Raw genomic sequence first — 19,308 nt, 5'->3', positions numbered from 1 at the left:
CTTTTTGGTCTAAAGCCTGCCCTATAAAAATTGCTGGCCTGTTGCACATCACAGGTAGGCAGAAGGTGTTTTGACTGTTCGGCCCCCTTCGCGAGCAGGCTCGCTCCCACATTGGTTCTGTGGAAACACAAATCCTCTGTGGGAGCGAGCTTGCTCGCGAAGAGGCCAGTGGCAGCACCGAGAAACAAGGAACTGTCGCATGTTCAACAGAGCAAACTTGCTGGGCTTCTGCCTGCTACTCAGCCCAGCCACATTCGCCGCCCCGCAAACCGCGCTCACCGTCTACGGCGAAGCCCCCAAGTACACCCCGGACTTCCAGCACCTGGCCTATGCCAACCCCAATGCGCCCAAGGGTGGCAGCCTGCGCCGTTCCTCGCTGGAAAGCGGCCCGTTCGATCACCTGATTCCTTACATCGACAAAGGCACTGGCGTGGCCGATATCGACGGATGGCTCTACGCTCCGTTGGCTTATCGCAGCAAAGACGAGCCTTACAGCGTCTACGGACTGGTCGCGCAAAAAATGGAGCTGGATACAGATCGCCGCTGGCTGCGGTTTTACCTGAATCCCGCCGCGCGCTTCGACGATGGAACGCCGATTACCGCCGAAGACGTGCGCTATACCTTCGAACTGCTCACCACTCAAGGCAGCCTCAAATACCGCCAGCAGTTTCGTGATGTCGCCGAAGTGCTGGTCGAGTCTTCAACCCAGGTGCGCTTCGTGTTCAGCAACAACGACAGCCGCACCTTACCGCTGGATCTGGCGACGCTGCCGGTACTCCCCGAACATTGGTGGCGCACGCGCAATTTCGCCGATGGCGCGGGTTTCGAGATTCCTCCGGGCAGCGGCCCGTATAGGATCAGCGCAGTGGATGCCGGGCGCAGCGTGAAATTTAAGCGCGTCACGGATTGGTGGGCCAAGGATCTGCCCATCAATCGCGGCCTCTACAACTTCGATCAGTTGAGCGTTGAATTTTTCGCCGACACCGACGTTTCGCGTCAGGTGCTCAAGTCGGGCGGCTTCGATTACAACCGCGAATTTTCCGCCACCAGTTACACCATCGGTTATGCCGGCGCGGCACTGGACCAAGGCAAATTGCTCCGAGAACATCTGGCGCCCGGTGCGGCGCAAGGCGCGCAGGGTTTCGTGTTCAACCTGCAGAAACCGCTGTTTCAGGATCGTCGGGTACGACAGGCCATCGCCATGCTCTGGGATTTCGAATGGAGCAACCGGCAGATGATGCGCAGCATGTACCTGCGCCAGCGCAGTTACTTCTCGCACAGTGCGCTTTCGGCCACCGAGCTGCCCGACGCTGAAGAGCTGAAAATCCTTGAGCCATTGCGCGGAAAGATCCCCGACGAAGTCTTCAGTCAGGTGTTCCAGGCACCGAAAAGCGACGGCAGCGGCAACATCCGCGCTGAACAATTACAGGCGTTGAAACTACTGGAAGCCGCAGGCTGGAAACCTCGGGGCGATCAACTGGTGAATGCTGCCGGTGAGCCGCTGCACTTTACCTTTCTTAACGGCCAGAAGGGTTTCGAACGGCTGCTGTTGCCGTTCAAGCGCAACCTGGCGCAGATCGGCATCGGCTTCGATATTCGTCAGGTCGACACTGCGCAATACACCAACCGTGTGCGCAATCGAGACTACGACATGATCGTCGCCGGGTACCCGGTCAGTCAGGCGCCGGGGCGCGAGATGTTCAATTATTTCGGTTCCGATGGTGCCGATGATCCGGGCTCCAACAACTACATGGTGTTGCGCGATCCAGCAGTGGATGCGCTGCTCGAAGGTCTGGTGCAGGCCGCTGATCGCGACAGTTTGCTGCGCCACGCGCGTGCGCTGGATCGGGTGTTGCAGTGGGGATACTACTGGGTTCCCAACTATTACCCGCCGGGTATTTCCACGGTGTGGTGGAACCGTTTCGGCCGCCCGGCGATTGCGCCGCTGTACGACGCCGGCCTCGACACATGGTGGGAAATCAGCCCCAGCGCATTGACCCAGTCGCAGATGCAGCAACAACAAAAGGAATACGTCCATGTGGGGTTATAGCCTGAGACGCTTGTTGCTGATTGTGCCGACGCTGTTGGCGATTCTGCTGGTGAATTTCGTGATCGTGCAGGCCGCGCCCGGTGGGCCGGTGGAACAAGCAATTGCCCGTTTGCAAGGTATTGGCGTTGGCGCTGCGGTAGGTGCTGCGCATGTCGAAACCATCGGCGGTGAATCCCGCGCCACTCGTGGCCTCGATCCCAAACTGGTAGCGGATATCGAACGTCAGTACGGCTTCGATAAACCGGCCAGCGAACGACTGTGGTTGATGCTCAAAAGCTACGCGCAACTGGACTTCGGCAAGAGTTTCTTCCGAGGCGCCAGCGTCACTGAACTGATCTGGCAAAAGCTGCCGGTGACTTTGTCGCTGGGTTTATGGGCGACGCTGATCACTTATCTGGTGTCGATTCCACTGGGCATTCGCAAGGCTGTGCACAACGGCTCGGCCTTCGATGTATGGAGTAGCGCGGCGATCATTATCGGCTACGCGATGCCGGGTTTTCTGTTCGCCTTGCTGCTGATCATCGTATTCGCCGGCGGCACCGCGCTGGACTGGTTTCCGGTGCGCGGTCTGGTTTCGGACAACTTTGCCGAGTTGTCCTTGTGGGCCAAGGTTGCCGATTATTTCTGGCACTTGGTGCTGCCGGTCAGTGCATTGGTGATCGGCGGTTTCGCCACGCTGACGATTCTCACCAAGAACAGCTTTCTCAACGAGATTTCGCGGCTCTACGTGGTCACGGCGCGAGCCAAGGGTTTGAGCGAGCGGCAAGTGTTGTACGGCCATGTGTTTCGCAACGCGATGCTGTTGGTGGTTGCCGGATTGCCTCAGGCGTTGGTAACGGTGTTCTTCGGTGGTTCGCTGCTGATCGAAGTGATCTTCTCGCTGGATGGCCTCGGCCGGCTCAGCTACGAGGCGGCGGTGTCCCGTGACTATCCGGTGGTGTTCGGTTCGCTGTTCATCTTCACCTTGTTCGGCCTCTTGATAAAACTGCTCGGCGACCTCTGTTACACGCTGGTCGACCCGCGTATCGACTTCACCGCGAGGGCTGCCTGATGCTGACGCTTTCTCCCATTGCTCAGCGTCGCTGGGCACGTTTCAAGGCACATCGCCGGGGTTGGTGGTCGTTGTGGCTGTTTCTCGGGTTGTTTGGGTTGAGCCTCGGCGGCGAATTGATCGCCAACGACAAGCCGCTGCTGGTGACCTTTAAGGACGAATCATATTTCCCGGCGTTCAAGCGTTATACCGAGCAGGATTTCGGCGGCGAACTGCCGTTTCAACCGGACTATCGCAGCGCTCAGGTGCGGCAATTGATCGAGGGGCAGGGCGGACGGATGTGGTTCGCGCCGATCCCGTTCGGCTTCGATACGGTGAATTACGACCTGACCGAACCGGCGCCGAGTCCGCCGAGCAGTGCCAATTGGCTGGGCACCGATGATCAGGCGCGGGATGTGCTGGCGCGGGTGATTTTCGGCACCCGGGTCTCGCTGTTGTTCGCGTTGGCGCTGACGGCCGCGAGTGCACTGATCGGCATCGCCGCTGGCGCATTGCAGGGTTACTACGGTGGCTGGATCGATCTGTTCGGTCAGCGCTTGCTGGAGGTTTGGTCGGGCCTGCCGGTGCTGTATCTGCTGATCATTCTGTCGGGGTTTGTCGAACCGGATTTCTGGTGGTTGCTGGGAATCATGGCGCTGTTTTCCTGGCTGAGTCTGGTGGATGTGGTTCGCGCCGAGTTCCTGCGTAGCCGAGGGCTGGAATATGTGAAAGCGGCGCGGGCGCTGGGCGTGGGTGATGCTCAGGTGATCAGCCGGCATATTTTGCCCAACGCCATGAGTGCGACCCTGACCTATCTGCCGTTCATTCTGACCGGGGCGATTGCGACCTTGTCGGCGCTGGATTTTCTCGGTTTTGGCATGCCGGCCGGCAGCGCCTCATTGGGCGAGTTGATCGGACAGGGCAAGAACAATCTGCAAGCACCCTGGCTGGGGCTGACCGCTTTTTTTGCCTTGGCGTTGATTCTCTCGTTGCTGGTTTTCATCGGCGAAGCCTGCCGTGATGCGTATGACCCAAGGACTTGATATGAGCGAGAACCTGATCGAACTGCGCGACTTGCGAGTCGCATTCAATGGCCAGGAAGTGGTGCGCGGTATCGACCTCGATATCCGCCCCGGTGAGTGCCTGGCATTGGTCGGTGAGTCCGGCTCCGGCAAATCGGTGACCGCGCACAGCATTCTGCAATTGCTCGACCCGGCGATCACGCGGATTGACGGCAGTATTCGTTATGCCGGCGAAGAGTTGCTAGGCGTACATGAGCGTTATCTGCGGCAATTGCGCGGTAATCGGATTGCGATGATTTTCCAGGAGCCTATGAGTTCGTTGAATCCCTTGCACACCATCGAACGGCAACTTGGTGAAAGCCTTGCGCTGCATAAAGGCCTGGCGGGTGCAGCGGCACGCAAACGTATTCTGGAATTGCTGGAACTGGTCGGCATCCAGAAACCCGGCGAACGGCTCAAGGCTTATCCGCATCAGCTCTCGGGCGGTCAGCGACAGCGAGTGATGATCGCCATGGCGCTGGCCTGCGAGCCGCAATTGCTGATCGCCGATGAGCCGACCACGGCACTGGATGTCACGGTGCAGCGCAAGATTCTGATGCTGCTCAAGGAGCTGCAACAGCGGTTGGGCATGGCGCTGCTGATCATCAGTCATGACCTCAATCTGGTGCGCAATATTGCCCAGCGAGTAGCCGTAATGCGGGGTGGCGTAATTGTCGAGCAGGCGCCTTGCGAGCAATTGTTCAGAACACCCCAACATCCTTACAGCATCGAATTACTGAATGCCGAACCGGGCGGTGAGGCGTTGTCCCGGGATGTCGCGGAGGACTTGCTTGAGGTGCGCGATCTCAAGGTTCATTTCCGATTGGGCGGAGGCTGGTGGCAGCCCAAGTCGTACCTCAAGGCTGTCGATGGCATCGATTTGAACCTGCAGCGCGGCAAGACCCTGGGGATTGTCGGTGAGTCGGGCTCAGGCAAGTCGACACTGGGCCAGGCGATCCTGCGGCTTATTGATGCCCAAGGCTCGATTCGTTTTCAGGGCGAAGCGCTGGAGCAAATGAGCGGCAAACAACTGCGGCCGTTACGCAAACGGCTGCAAGTAGTATTTCAGGACCCGTTTGGCAGCCTCAGCCCGCGCCTGTGCGTGGAGCAGATCATCGCCGAAGGATTGCGCGTGCATACCGATCTGAATGTTGTTGAGCGCGAAAGGGCAGTAATCGATGTGCTGCATGAAGTCGGTCTCGATCCCTCGACTCGCCACCGCTACCCCCACGAGTTCTCCGGTGGTCAGCGCCAACGCATCGCGATTGCCCGGGCTCTGGTGCTCAAGCCTGATCTGATCCTGCTGGACGAGCCCACTTCGGCGCTGGATCGCACGGTGCAGAAACAGATCGTTGCGCTGTTGCGGCGACTGCAGGAGGAACACGGTCTGACGTATCTGTTCATCAGCCATGATCTGGCAGTGGTGCGAGCGCTGGCCCATGACCTGATTGTGATGAAGGACGGTGAAGTGCTGGAGCGTGGCGAGACCACAGAGCTGTTTCGCTCGGCACAGCATCCGTATACGCGGGAGTTGCTGGCGGCTGCGTTTGTAAATGCCTGAGGCTTGAAACGACAAATCCCGCCACAAGGGCGGGATTTGTTTGCTACCGACTGACGTCTTACGACGGGAACAGTTCGGACAGTTTCATTGCCAGCATCATGTCGCCTTCAGCGCGCAGTTTGCCGCCCATGAACGCTTGCATGCCGTCGGTCGAACCGTCGACGATGCCTTCCAGGGTTTCACCGTCCATCACCAGAGTGACCTGGGCATCCGGATTCACGCCTTCCTGCAGCTCGCAGGTGCTGTCCTTGACGATCAGCGAGAAGTTCTTTTCTTCGTCGATGCGGAAACCGAAGACCAGATCCAGACCGGCAGCAGCGGCTGGGTTGAACTTGGCTTTCATTGCTTGTACGGCATCAGCTACGGAGGTCATGGTTCGATCCTTATTGGGTTGATTGCAGCAGGGTCACAGTAATCCGGACTCAGCGAAAGGTGATGAGTTCCGGAGCCTTCATCAGTTGCAGGTGTGCATGACTGTTGAAGGAAGCCAGAGAAACCTCGCGACCGCGGAATTTCAGCTGGTTGAGCGAGGTGTTGACGATTTGCCAGTTCAGTTCGAACGCCTGTCTTGCAGGCATTTGCGTAATCAGGTGGATCAGCGCGGTGATCGTGCCGCCGGAGGTAAACACGGCAATTTTCTGGTTGCCGTCGGCCTGTTCGAGAATGCGTTGCAGACCGCCCTGAACCCGTTCGACGAACCCCAGCCAGCTTTCCAGACCCGGCGGGTCGTAGGTGCCGGACAGCCAGCGTTCGATGATCAGCGCGAAGATCCGCTGAAACTCGCCACGGTTTTGCGCAGCGTTGCGCAGAATGTCGAGGGCTTCCGGTTCATCCGGCAACATCGCCGGGAGCAGGGCGCGGATCACTGCCTCGGCATCGAACTCGTTGAACGCGGCATCGGTTTCCAGAATGGGTGCGGGAAGGCCGGCAGCGCTGAATTGCTCCAGCGCGCTATTGGCCGTGTGCTGCTGACGGCGCAGGTCGCCGGCCAGGCACCGATCAAAGCTGATCCCCAGCTCGGCCAGGTGTTTGCCGAGTATTTCTGCCTGACGCACACCGGTCGGCGAGAGGACGTCATAGTCGTCTGCACCAAAGGAGGCTTGGCCATGTCGAATCAAATAGATGCTGCCCACGTCCGCGTCATCCCGGTACGTTGAAGGTTTGGCGAGGTTATGAGCATGAGCATGTGCTGTCAATGAAAAAACATACGCTTGTTTGAATGACCCGTCGCAAGCTTGTTGCCAGAGGTTTCATGGCTGGTCGCCGAGCGGGTGCATGGGTATGCTGGAGCCATCCCGCGCGTGTCTTGAAGCCGCGCATCGTTTGAAGGAGTCTCTGTGGAGTTTTTTGTCGAATACGCCAGCTTCCTGGCCAAGACCGTAACCCTGGTGGTCGCCATTCTGGTGGTGCTGGCCAGTTTTGCCGCGTTGCGCAGCAAAGGCCGGCGCAAATCGGCCGGACAGTTGCAGGTCAGCAAGCTCAATGATTTCTACAAAGGGCTGCGTGAACGCCTCGAGCAAACCTTGCTCGACAAGGATCAATTGAAGGCATTGCGCAAAGGCGAGGCCAAATCCGAGAAAAGCGCGAAGAAGCAGAAGAACAAACCCGAGGCCAAATTCCGAGTGTTTGTGCTGGATTTCGACGGTGACATCAAAGCGTCAGCCACCGAGAGCCTGCGTCACGAAATCACTGCGCTGCTGACCCTGGCCACGCCGAAAGATGAAGTCGTGCTGCGTCTGGAAAGCGGCGGCGGCATGGTTCACAGCTATGGTCTGGCCTCGTCGCAACTGGCACGCATCCGCGAAGCCGGCGTGCCGTTGACCGTGTGCATCGACAAGGTTGCGGCCAGCGGCGGCTACATGATGGCTTGCATCGGCGAGAAGATCATCAGCGCACCGTTCGCGATTCTCGGCTCCATCGGCGTTGTAGCGCAGTTGCCCAACGTCAATCGCCTGCTGAAGAAGCACGACATCGATTTCGAAGTGCTCACCGCTGGTGAATATAAACGCACCCTGACCGTGTTTGGCGAAAACACCGAAAAGGGTCGGGAGAAGTTCCAGGAAGATCTGGACATCACCCATCAACTGTTCAAGAACTTCGTTGCGCGTTATCGCCCGCAACTGGCCATCGACGACGTGGCTACCGGTGAAGTCTGGCTCGGCGTCGCGGCGCTGGACAAACAACTGGTGGATGAACTCAAGACCAGCGACGAATACCTCGCTGATCGGGCGAAGAAGTCCGAGGTCTACCACTTGCATTATGCCGAGCGCAAAAGCCTGCAAGAGCGCATCGGCATGGCAGCCAGCGGCTCGGTGGATCGCGTGCTGCTGAGTTGGTGGAGCCGGTTGACCCAGCAACGCTTCTGGTAAAACAGTCAGTCATAAAAAACGCCGGTCAGTGACCGGCGTTTTTTTATGCAGAATAAACCCGAAGGTTTATCGACGACGGAACAGCGGCAGCGGCTCGTCGGTGGCGGCCTGATAGGTCACCGAGAAGTCCTTGAGGCTTTCAAGGGCTTCGTACGGGTCTTTATCGGCGCGCAGGGCAAACGCATCGAAACCGCAACGGTGCAGGTAGAACAACTGATCGCGCAACACATCGCCGATGGCGCGCAGTTCACCCTTGAAACCGTAACGGTCGCGCAGCAGGCGCGCGTTGGAGTAGTTGCGGCCATCGGTAAAGGCCGGGAAGTTCAGGGCGATAACCTGGAACTCGCCCACGTCTTCACCGATTTCCTCGGCTTCTTCATCGGCGTCCAGCCACACACCCAGACCGCCGTCGCGAGCCTTGAGTGCATGCGCATGCTCACGCCACAGGGCCAGCGGCACGATCAGGTCGTCGCAGTTGGAAATACCGTCGAGGGTCGCGTCCTTTGGCAGCAAGTGCCAGGTTTCGTCGACCACCGCGTTGTTCTTAATGATTCGCTGCATAGACGCGTTCCTTGAAGAGGTCGATGCCAATACGCTGGTAGGTGTCGATGAAGCGCTCGTCTTCGGTACGTTGTTCAACGTAGACGTCGATCAGCTTCGAGATCACGTCAGGCATGGCGTCCTGTGCGAAGGACGGGCCGAGGATCTTGCCCAGGCTGGCATCGCGGCTGGCGCTGCCACCGAGGGACACCTGATAGAACTCTTCACCTTTCTTGTCCACCCCGAGGATGCCGATGTGGCCGACGTGGTGGTGACCGCAGGCGTTCATGCAACCGGAGATGTTCAGGTCCAGTTCGCCGATATCGAACAGGTAGTCCAGGTCGTCGAAACGGCGCTGGATTGATTCGGCAATCGGGATCGACTTGGCGTTGGCCAGGGAGCAGAAATCACCGCCCGGGCAGCAGATGATATCGGTCAGCAGGCCAATGTTCGGTGTGGCAAAACCTTGCTCGCGCAGTTCGCCCCACAGGGTGAACAACTGGCGCTGTTCGACGTCGGCCAGAATGATGTTCTGCTCGTGCGAGGTGCGCAGTTGAGCAAAGCTGTAGCGCTCGGCCAGATCGGCGACGCCATCGAGTTGCTTGTCGGTGATGTCGCCCGGTGCAACACCGGTCGGCTTCAGAGACAGGGTCACGGCGACATAACCCGGCTTCTTGTGCGCCAGGGTATTGCGACTGCGCCAGCGAGCGAAGCCCGGATGTTCTTTGTCGAGTGCGGCCAGTTCGGCGGTCTGGTTATCCAGCGCCAGGTAGTCCGGGTCGACGAAGTGCTTGGCGACGCGATGCAGTTCGGCTTCGGTCAATGTGGTCTGGCCACCGCGCAGGTGCTCCATTTCCGCATCGACTTTCTGGGCGAACACTTCAGGCGTCAGTGCCTTGACGAGGATCTTGATCCGCGCCTTGTACTTGTTGTCGCGACGGCCATAGCGGTTGTAGACCCGCAGAATGGCATCGAGATAGCTCAACAGGTCCTGCCATGGCAGGAACTCGTTGATGAACGCGCCAACCACCGGAGTACGGCCCAGACCGCCACCCACCAGCACGCGGAAACCCAGTTCGCCAGCGGCGTTGTGCACTGGCTCAAGACCAATGTCGTGGACTTCGATCGCGGCGCGGTCGGAAGTCGAACCATTGACGGCAATCTTGAACTTGCGCGGCAGGTAGGCGAATTCCGGGTGGAACGTAGTCCATTGACGGACGATCTCGCACCATGGGCGCGGATCGATCACTTCGTCGGCAGCGACGCCGGCAAACTGGTCAGTGGTGACGTTGCGCAGGCAGTTGCCGCTGGTCTGGATCGCGTGCATCTGCACGGTCGCCAGTTCAGCGAGGATGTCCGGGATGTCTTCGACCGCCGGCCAGTTGAACTGTACGTTTTGCCGGGTACTGATGTGGGCATAGCCCTTGTCGAAGTCACGGGCAATCTTCGCCATCATTCGCGTCTGGCGCGAAGTCAGCTGGCCGTAAGGCACCGCCACTCGCAACATCGGCGCGAAACGCTGGATGTACAGGCCATTTTGCAGGCGCAGAGGGCGGAATTCTTCTTCGCTCAGCTCACCTGCCAGATAGCGTCGGGTCTGATCACGGAACTGCTTGACGCGGTCCTCGATGATCCGCTGATCGTACTCGTCGTATACGTACATATAAGTCCTGTTCTCAGGCTTGGGGCTACTCGGAAAACGCTGCGTTTTTCGCTTGCTGGAGTCCGATTGAGCCTCTGCAATTCTGCGCGCACGGTCGCGCACTCCCTAACGGAGCCGGGGCAATATACCCGTTTGCAGTTATGCGCAAAAGTGATGTTTGAGTATATGTAAAGAACCAAATCGCCTAACGAGAATGGCTGTCAACTAATCCACATTTGTCGTGCGGACAATCATCGTCTTAACTGTGGTCGAGTCTTTCTGCAATCACCGATAAAACCGACAAGAGGCGATGCAATGAGCAACCCAACCAAAGCAAGGAAAAGCGATAGTAGCGTCGATGCTTGGGCCATTTTGTTCCTGATCATTCTGGTCGTGGGCACGGCGATATTCTGGGTTAGTCACCAGTAAACGACCCTGTCCGGGCCCGCCTCTGACGATTGTCGGACAAAAAACGGGAAATGCGCAGTTCGTCGATGGATCGATGGCTATAATGCGCAGCCATTTTTCCGGGGCCCGGATGATTCATGCACAAGTTTTTCTACTTAAGCCTGGCACTGTTCAGTGCGGTTTTCGGTTCTGCCGCGCGCGCAGAGTCTGTGCTGTTTCTGAATCCGGGTTCGACCGAAGAAACCTTCTGGCTCAGTTATTCGCAGTTCATGCAGGCCGCAGCCCGGGATCTGCAAATCGATCTGAAGATTCTGTACGCCCAGCGTAATCCCGAGTTGACCCTGGCCCAGGCTCGACTCGCGCTGCAAGGTCCGAACCGCCCTGATTATCTGATCTTCGCCAATGAGCAATACGTTGCCCCACAGATTTTGCGAATGGCGCAGGGCAGTGGCGTGAAGCTGTTTATCGTCAACGCCGCGCTCACGGCCAATCAGCAGAGCCTGTTGGGGGAGCGTGAGGAACATATCGGCAGCCTCGTGCCCAATGACGAGGAGGGTGGCTATCTGATGATGAAAGAGCTGATTCGCTTGCATCCGCCAGTGGCCCCGGGCGAGGTGATTGAAGCGTTGGCGTTCTCCGGGTTGAAAATCACCCCTTCGGCGCAGTTGCGTGAGCACGGCATGCAACGCGCATTGGCTGAACATCCGCAGGTGCGCTTGCGCCAGTTGGTCTACAGCGGCTGGACGCAAGAACGCGCCTATGAACAAGCCAGGCTGTTATTTGCGCGATATCCGAAAGTATCGCTGGTGTGGTCGGCCAATGATGAAATGGCTTTTGGCGCCATGCGCGCCTTGGAGGAGACCGGCAAAACCCCCGGGAAAGATGCGTTGTTCAGTGCGGTCAATACCTCGCCTGCGGCGTTGCAGGCGCTGGTCGACGGCCGTCTGAGTGCCTTGCTCGGCGGCCACTTCACCTTGGGCGGCTGGGCTCTGGTGGAAGTACATGACGATAATCAGGGGGTGAACCTGGATCTGTACGGCGGTCGCGACCGGCAGATCCCTTCGCTTCAATTGATCGACAAGGCCCGCGCCCGAAAGATGCTGGCCATGGGCGAGTCACCGGATTACGGCATCAGTTTTCGTCAATTGACAGCCAAAGGGCGTCCGGCGTCGTATCGCTACCCGTTCACGTTGCAAACCCTGATGCGCTGAGACGTTTCAGACGCCCGCGAAATGCACCACCAGTTTGACGATGGCAAACAGCGTCAGGGCGAATACTGCCGTGAACAGAATGCCCAGAATCAGAAAATGGCTGGGTTTGCCATGAGTGAAGTCCCTTGCCCGGTTTTTCCCGCTCTGCACACCAAACGCTGCCGCCATGACGCTGTGCAGCATCTGCCAGAAGGTTGGTGGCTTGTTGTCGACTGGATCGTCCATAAATCCCCCGTCTGAAATGATTGTCCCGAAAGCATAGCCAATCCACCGTTTTGTGCCCCGCACGTCAGGTCGTTTCGACGTGATTGGAAACAACTCGGTACCAACACGATAACTATGTACCGCAGCAAGGGTGTTCGAAAGTGATGTTCTGTCAGCTCACTTTGCAGGAGAGACAGGATGTCCACTCACCCCCCGACGTCGCACGTCGTGATCAACGTCAATGCCCCGATTTCCGCCAGTGGCAACCTCCACGCCAAGCTGCTTGAACAGGGGATGCCCGGCTGGTTGCTCAATGCAACTTCGGCACGCCGTGCCGCGCTAAAGGTAGCGCAAACGCAGTTACCGGATTGGTATGCAGGCTTGTCCATCGACCAGCGGAACAAGCTGAAGACAACGGCCTCCAATGGTTTTCTTGCTCAATCCCGGCTGGACAAGACAATGTCAGCGCTCGAAAGCGTCGAGGCATTCGCGGAAAAACTGCTGAAGAAGGCCCTCAAGGATCAATACAACGTCGTTGTCGATGTCAATAAAACCCTGGTGTGTCTCAGGCATCCGCTGGAAGTCAGCCTGCTTGAAATAGAGATTTCTTCGTTCGAGGTGTTGAAGCTTTCACTCGTGCAGTCTGCGCTGCATAACTTCGAAGCGTACGAGTGCGAGGAGGGTGCCTTCCACCGCAGATCCGGGTTTGTTATCGAAACATCCACCCCTGGCACGTTCGAGGTGGCTGATATCGGCATCACTGTCAGGCAGTTTCTGACGCTTTGTCGAACCCTTGATATCGGTACGCAATATCAGGCTCGTCTACAGACGTTCTTTCAGTCGACGAACACTCTGCGCGAGGAGTTCATTGCCAGCCACAAAGCCGCGTTGCGAGCCGCAGCCGAAATGGCGTTGATGAAAAAAGATATCGAGCCTGCTGACTACAGAATGATCCTGACGGTAGTAGACGGTGAAATCCATCCCGTGCTCGGTGACAAAAAAGTCTGGTTTCGCGACCTCAGCTTGATGAAGCGCAGAATGACCGGGTGTGTCGTATTTAGCGTCAGTGAGCGCTATCGCTATACCAGCGACTTCATTGTCTACATCCCGCATGACCCTGAACATCCGCTGAAACGCTATACCTCGGCGCAGATGCGCACGGCGTTCAAGGGCAAGTTCACTGCCATGGATAATTCTGCCCCCCCGGGGGACGCGACGCCCTATCAACGGTTCTTCAGCCAGTTTGTCGCCTACTCCGACCATCCCTACTATTTCAGCCAGTTCACCGCTGAATCGGCGGATACGTCATCAGACCCGTTGCGTTCGGTCTGGGTGAAAGTCGCGCAAATGATTCCGCCGTTTTCCAATGTAGCGCGCATCAAGGAGCTTCCTCCCGAGCCTCGGGGCCAACGCCAGCCCCTGGACAATCCGTATCTCGACCCGTTCGGCGTCACGCGCTCCGGCGCGGCTGGCATCTGGGCTGCCAATACGGATCTGTGGGATTACCTCTACCAGCAGAACCTTGCCAAAGTCATCGCCGATGCACGCGCCCATGCCGTACCTACGGCGGATGTCGATGCGAAGGCGAGGGCGGAGAAGCTTAACCATCTGCTGGAATTCGGCATGCTCGCCTTGAACATGGTGTCGATGTTCGTACCGGTGCTGGGCGAAGTCATGATGACGGTGATGGCTGGGCAATTGCTCTATGAATCGTTCGAGGGGGCAATCGAATGGTCGGAAGGTGATCGCAAGGCAGCCAGGGCGCACTTGGTTGATGTCGCGGAAAACCTGGCAATGATCGGGGTTATGGCCGCCGCGGGTAAAGGCATTGGCAGGCTGATCGCCGTGAAACCCGAGCCTGTGATCGAGTCCCTGCAACCAGTACGACTGCCTGATGGCAGCACCCGACTGTGGAGGCCTGACCTTTCGGTCTACGAAAGTACTGCGACTCTGGGTGATGGGTCTGTTCCCGACGCACAAGGCCTGCACTGGGTTGACGGCAAGTCTTACATGCGTCAAGGCGGTAAGGTCTACCAGACGTTATTCGACGAAAGCCTGAATAAATGGCGCATACAACATCCTGGCAATGCCTCGGCTTATCAACCGATTCTCGAACACAATCGATTGGGGGCCTGGCGTCATTCGCTGGAGCGTCCGCTCACCTGGAACCGTTTGACGTTGCTGCGGCGTATCGGATACACCACAGAGGCATTTTCCGATGAGCAACTCCTCAATATCGCGGATATCAGCGGTGTCAGTGACGACGCCTTGCGCCAGATGCATGTAGACAATTCTCCAGCTCCGCTGGCATTGGCCGATACGTTGCGGCTGTTCGAGACCGAGCAGGGCGTATCGCGGATCATCGATCATGTCGAACGAGGTTTGCCGCTCGATGATCGATATCTACGGACGTTGTCTTTGTTGACCGAGATGCCGCGATGGCCCGTCGGCAGAGCGCTTGAAGTTTTCGACGGGCAGGAGTTGTTCGGGACGAGTGTCAAATATGATGCCGGGTCGCAATTGTCCGATAACACTGTCAAAGCCTCGATTCAGGTCACTCGAGCGGAGGCGTTGAATGGTGACCTGGCCGAGCGCATTCTGACTGACCTGGATGAATCTGAAACGCTTTGGCTGCTGGGTGCGGAATCCTCGCGTATCGCCGAGTCCAGGCCGCTGGAGCTCAGAAAGCAAATGGCAGAGTTCCTGCGAAGTCGGCAACCGGCACTGTTCGAGCAGCTCTATTTAGAGCCACAACTCAAGGACCCGCAGATCGCGAAGCTGCAACGAGCGACACCTGGGTTGGGCAGTTCAGCTGCGTCAAGGGTATTGCTGAACGCCAACGCCGAAGAACTCGGCCGATTTCGGAACAGTGCGAAAATCCCGCTCAGGTTGCTGGAAGAGTCGCGTGACTATGCGCAGCAGCGCCGCTTTGATCACGCGATTGCAGGCCTGCACATGGAGAACCTGGCAGCCGCCCAGAGTAAGTGGCTGGCCTTGCGTGTGCTGGAAAGATTGCCGGGATGGAGGAACGACATTCGTCTGGAAGTCCGAGAGGGCACTATCGATGGTTTGCTGATCGACAGTATCGGCAGCCGTAGCGCGACGCAGCGCAAGTATCTGGTCAAGCGCGGGGCGTCCTATCAAGCGTTCGACGAGCGCGGCGAGGCGCTTAATGGAGTGCCTCGTCAGGGTGACAACTTTTTCGCCTCGGTCATGCATGCGCTGCCGGATCGAAGCCGTCAGGGCCTGGGGTTTGACGATGTCTCGCAAAGCGCGAACCTGCGCCGGACGGTGATCGATCATGCCATTCAGCATCGTGCCGAATTGGCGCATCTGGCCTCCCGTCGCTATTTCGTGAACAAAATATTCAAGCCTCCGGTACGTGTGCCGGCGCATGGTCTGGGTTATTACGCAAGCGGACGCGGTCAGGGGGTAAACCCTTTATTGGTGAACCGGGTGCAAGACGTTTATCCGGCGCTCTCCGATACACAGGCCGGCGGATTCATCCTTGAACACCTGTCGATGGGCAAGAACGACGCACAGATTTACGAGTTGCTGCAAAGGCGCATGCGCGAATGGGAGGAGCTTGAGTCGACCCTCGCCCAGTGGGAAGGTGTACCGACGCTCAATCCCACACTGGAGTCGATGATTGGTGGAAAGTCCCGTGCAGTACAAAGTATCAGGCAGAGCTGGCGTAACTCGCCGTTGGCGGACGTCCAGCCGCGGTTCAAACAGTTGGATTTGAACTGTGATGAACCACTGCCAGCGTTGTCGGCCGACTTTTCACACGTACAGGATCTGAGTATCCGGGGGCGTTGCATCACAGACGCAAATGCTGATGCGTTACTGGTCTCATTCCCAAAACTGAAATACCTGCGCATCAATGCCACCGGTGAAGCGTTCGGCAACATACCTCAGTCGTTACAGGAAATGCCTCAACTGACCGATCTGACGCTTTATAGCGCGATGCCGTTTGCCGCGGACATGCCTGCCCGCTTGAGTCTGTTGACCCGGCTTGAAGAGCTGACCATCTGTTCGTCGAGCTATCAGCCGATCAGCTTCGATGTCACTCGTTTACGCCGCCTGCGCAAGTTGGACATTGCGGCCTATTCACTGCTGGAGTGGCCCGCTGGTGTACTCGACTTGCCAGAGCTCGAACGCCTGAACTTGCAGCGCACATGTATCAGTACGCTGCCCCGGGGACTGTTCAGTGGACATGAAAAGCTCTGGTCGGGGCTGTCGCTCGACTGGTCCAGATTCTCCCGCGAAAACTTCACGCCTGCCTATGAATATGTCAAGTCGCACCCCGAGCACCTGATCGACCGAGAGGCAATGGTCAGGGATTACTGCAAAGGTGAGTTAAGGCGTTTGGGCGAAGGCGTGAACGAGTCTCCGGAAGGCGTGTTCAACCGGTTCTTTGAACAGTCGCCGAGCGAAGATCAGCGTTTCGCCGTAATCGAAGCCTTGAGTGAGCAATACGAGGCGCTGGACAGGCAACTCCATGGATGGTTGCAGCAGGTAACGGTGTCGCAGGAAACGCTCTTCGAGATTCTCGGGCGATCAAACGCAGCACATGCGCTCAGAACCAATTGGCGCAGAGGGATGTTCAGCCGTTACGGATCGACGATTGCTTCCTCGACTCTGGACTTGTCGGGTTTGATGCTCAGCGACCTTCCGTCATTGCCTGATGGCGCGTTCACCCATGTGCGTACGTTGCTTCTGCAGGGGCAACGGTCCGGAGTCGCACAGCTGCGTGGTTTTCTCAGAGGCTTCAGCGAAGTGCAAACGCTCGATCTGAGAGATAACCGCCTGCATGAGCTGCCGATTGATGCGGGCGGGCTGTCCAGGCTGTCCCGACTGTACCTTTCCGATAATTTGCTGACTGATACGTTAGCCGTGCAACAGGGGTTGGAAGCGATGCCGGCCCTTGAATATCTGGATTTACACAACAATCCCATGACTGGGTTGAACGTCAGTGGCTTGCGTCGCCTCAGGGCGCTCAGCCTTGAAGGCACGGATGTGCAAGCATGGCCTACAGGGGCTGAAAGCCTGCCGCGACTGACTTGGCTGGATTTGCGCAATAGTAAAATCACGACGCTGCCTCAAGCGGCGCTGGAAAATAACGCGTTGGTCAATGCCAATCTGACCGGCTGCCCTTTGACTCCGGCTGCGACTGCTGCGCTGCGAACGGCACAGCAGCGGATCGAATCTGAAATCGGCCTGCCCGACGGTGCGCTGGAAGCATTTGCCCGGGAGCCCCTGCCGTCTGTTTTCCCTCCACCGGAGGACGGGCTCACGATTGCCCGAAACTTGCTGCCACTTGCCTTGGCGCCAGAAGGTGAGGGTGATGCATTGATGTGCAAAGGGATTCAACGGATGCAACCGGCGTTCGACGATGAGCAGGCGTTGCAGGTAATCGAACAGTTACGTGGGGGTGGAGCCACGGATACTGAAATCGCTGAGCGGATTGCCGGGTGGAACCAGACCTTCGAAGCGTTGGTGCGTCAACTGAACGGCTGGGTGTATACCCGCGAAATCCGGGGTACCGACTGGGTGATTTCGTCTCAATCCCGGAATCTGGCTGCATGGCGCATCCTCACATGCTGGCGCGCGAGGCTGCCTGGCGCCAACGCTGCGACGGATGTCGTGTTGGATCTCAACGGTCTGCAACTGGGGGATATTCCGGCGCTACCGGATGACTTTGCGCATGTCGGTACGTTGAGCATGACGGGGGTAAGGATGACTGCCGAGGGCTCGAACGGCTTTCTCAATGCTTTCACCCAGGTGCGGACACTGGCACTCAATGGCAACGCAATGGAGGCAGTACCTGAAGCGGTTCGAGATATGACGGGGCTGGAGCGGCTGGAGCTCTCGGCGAACAATTTCTACGATCCTGAGCGGTTGTACAGTGCCTTGTCCAGTCTTGAGCATCTGACCTGGCTGGATTTGAGCTACAACAATCTCGAATCATTTGATGTCAGCTATTTGCAGCGTCTGGAGGGGCTCGATCTGCGCAACAACAATCTGATCGAATGGCCCGCCGGGTCCCTGGATACTGCGCACTTGCGAATCCTGAATCTGAGCCGTAATGACATCAGCACAATTCCTGAGCAAGCCCTTGATGGAAGTCATGATCATTTGATGGCGGGAACTGATCTGACCGACAACTACAACCTTGCGCAAGAGTCCATCGAGCGGCTTCGCACGTATCAGGCATCAGGACAGCGCGAGCGGGTATTGGGATTCTCACACTCCGATCTTGAGGAGATGGCCGACGATGTTGCGGGCGGACTCAGCGAAACGACGGAAAGCATCGAGTCGGACGAGACCCTCCCACCCGATCCGTCTCAAATCCAATACAAAACCCCTTGGCTGGCCAACCTTGCGCCCGAGCAGTTGGCTGACAGGAACAAACTCTGGGATCAACTGGCAGCGGAACCAGATAGCGCTGCGTTCTTCCATCTGCTTGAACGTTTGCAGGACACTCGCGAGTTTCGGGTTGCCAACGCCGATCTGACCCGCCGGATGTGGACGGTCATGGAAGCGGCCGCCAGCAATACCGAACTCAGGGAAGTGATTTTCGCCGGTTCCACGACTCACGGTACTTGTGTGGATGGACGCATCCTCACTTTCAGTGGCCTGGAGAGCAAAGTGTTTACCTATAACGCGCTGCTCGATTTGCCGGTCGGTCGTCCAAGGCTCAAAGGTGCGGCGTTACTGATGTTGTCACGTCGACTTTTCCGGCTGGACAAGGTAGATGAGTTGGCGAAATCAGCAGCGGCAGGCAACGGTTTTGACGAAGCAGAAGTGCGCCTGGGTTATCGAATCGGTTTGACCAGTGGGTGGCCTGACGGACTGGAACTCCCCGGGCAGCCGAAAAACATGACATTCGCGTCAGGCGTTTCCCCTCAGCAACTGGTGGATGCGCGGCTCGAGATAATCGCAGCCGAACACTCCGACAGGTTCCTGGAGGATCTGATGCAGCGCGATTATTGGCTCGAGTATCTCAAGGAGCAGCAGCCTGAAGAATTCAGGAAACTGGATGAAGCGCAATTGCTGGGGGAAGATGAGGATGACGAACTGAGTGCTGATGATCCTGTGTATCTGAGCAGGCTGTTTGATCGTGCGGCTGAGCGCAACGCCAAAATAATCGAACTGACGCGAGAGCAAATCAAGGCGGCGGGTCTGGTTGCCGCGGTGCCCGATTCATCGAACATCTGATCAGCACCAAC

12 protein-coding genes are annotated in these 19,308 nt (G+C 57.7%); 7 read left to right on the top strand and 5 right to left on the bottom strand.

What is annotated here, in order from left to right; all coding sequences use genetic code 11:
* Nucleotides 1-199 precede the first annotated feature (199 nt).
* Genes ACTWLJ_RS22640 through ACTWLJ_RS22625 form a run of 4 tightly spaced genes read left to right on the top strand, consistent with a single transcriptional unit; the run spans nucleotide 200 to nucleotide 5,702 of the window.
* A complete protein-coding gene (locus tag ACTWLJ_RS22640; RefSeq protein ID WP_445178524.1) occupies nucleotides 200-2,050 on the top strand; it encodes an extracellular solute-binding protein in 1,851 nt (616 codons plus the stop codon).
* A complete protein-coding gene (locus ACTWLJ_RS22635) occupies nucleotides 2,037-3,101 on the top strand; it encodes a microcin C ABC transporter permease YejB (RefSeq protein ID WP_445178523.1) in 1,065 nt (354 codons plus the stop codon). Before ACTWLJ_RS22640 ends, ACTWLJ_RS22635 begins: the two co-directional genes overlap by 14 nt.
* Entirely contained in the window at nucleotides 3,101-4,123 is a 1,023-nt protein-coding gene (locus ACTWLJ_RS22630) for an ABC transporter permease (RefSeq protein WP_445178522.1), read from the top strand. Before ACTWLJ_RS22635 ends, ACTWLJ_RS22630 begins: the two co-directional genes overlap by 1 nt.
* 1 nt (nucleotide 4,124) lies before the next feature.
* Complete coding sequence (locus ACTWLJ_RS22625) at nucleotides 4,125-5,702, top strand: ABC transporter ATP-binding protein (protein ID WP_445178521.1); 1,578 nt, start codon at nucleotides 4,125-4,127, stop codon at nucleotides 5,700-5,702.
* A 58-nt stretch (nucleotides 5,703-5,760) separates the two neighbouring features.
* Here ACTWLJ_RS22625 and ACTWLJ_RS22620 read toward each other — a convergent pair whose 3' ends face one another.
* Complete coding sequence (locus tag ACTWLJ_RS22620) at nucleotides 5,761-6,075, bottom strand: SCP2 sterol-binding domain-containing protein (protein ID WP_123431867.1); 315 nt, start codon at nucleotides 6,073-6,075, stop codon at nucleotides 5,761-5,763.
* A gap of 49 nt (nucleotides 6,076-6,124) precedes the next feature.
* Nucleotides 6,125-6,835: a histidine phosphatase family protein gene (locus ACTWLJ_RS22615; RefSeq protein WP_445178520.1), complete on the bottom strand. Its 711-nt coding sequence runs from the start codon at nucleotides 6,833-6,835 to the stop codon at nucleotides 6,125-6,127.
* Between the two features lie 204 nt (nucleotides 6,836-7,039).
* Between ACTWLJ_RS22615 and sohB the strand changes: the two genes are divergently transcribed.
* Nucleotides 7,040-8,071: a protease SohB gene (gene sohB / locus ACTWLJ_RS22610; protein ID WP_445178519.1), complete on the top strand. Its 1,032-nt coding sequence runs from the start codon at nucleotides 7,040-7,042 to the stop codon at nucleotides 8,069-8,071.
* Nucleotides 8,072-8,137: 66 nt separating this feature from the next.
* Here the strand turns inward: sohB and ACTWLJ_RS22605 are convergent, their stop codons facing one another.
* Together ACTWLJ_RS22605 and ACTWLJ_RS22600 are read right to left on the bottom strand one after the other, a co-directional pair.
* Entirely contained in the window at nucleotides 8,138-8,632 is a 495-nt protein-coding gene (locus tag ACTWLJ_RS22605) for a DUF934 domain-containing protein (protein ID WP_401209401.1), read from the bottom strand.
* Nucleotides 8,616-10,274 (bottom strand): nitrite/sulfite reductase, encoded by a 1,659-nt coding sequence (locus tag ACTWLJ_RS22600; RefSeq protein ID WP_401209404.1) that lies wholly within the window; start codon nucleotides 10,272-10,274, stop codon nucleotides 8,616-8,618. Before ACTWLJ_RS22600 ends, ACTWLJ_RS22605 begins: the two co-directional genes overlap by 17 nt.
* A gap of 524 nt (nucleotides 10,275-10,798) precedes the next feature.
* On the opposite strand from ACTWLJ_RS22600, the gene ACTWLJ_RS22595 reads away from it, so the two are divergent.
* A complete protein-coding gene (locus ACTWLJ_RS22595; RefSeq protein ID WP_445178518.1) occupies nucleotides 10,799-11,872 on the top strand; it encodes an ABC transporter substrate-binding protein in 1,074 nt (357 codons plus the stop codon).
* A 6-nt stretch (nucleotides 11,873-11,878) separates the two neighbouring features.
* On the opposite strand, the gene ACTWLJ_RS22590 is transcribed toward ACTWLJ_RS22595, so the two are convergent.
* Nucleotides 11,879-12,097: a DUF2970 domain-containing protein gene (locus ACTWLJ_RS22590; RefSeq protein WP_401209410.1), complete on the bottom strand. Its 219-nt coding sequence runs from the start codon at nucleotides 12,095-12,097 to the stop codon at nucleotides 11,879-11,881.
* Nucleotides 12,098-12,274: 177 nt separating this feature from the next.
* Here ACTWLJ_RS22590 and ACTWLJ_RS22585 point away from each other — a divergent pair, with 177 nt between their 5' ends.
* Complete coding sequence (locus ACTWLJ_RS22585; protein ID WP_445178517.1) at nucleotides 12,275-19,297, top strand: NEL-type E3 ubiquitin ligase domain-containing protein; 7,023 nt, start codon at nucleotides 12,275-12,277, stop codon at nucleotides 19,295-19,297.
* Nucleotides 19,298-19,308 lie beyond the last annotated feature (11 nt).

It is taken from the genome of Pseudomonas sp. McL0111 (assembly GCF_052567255.1).
Note: the sequence above shows the minus strand (reverse complement) of the source record. Positions and strands in the feature narration are given on the sequence as shown.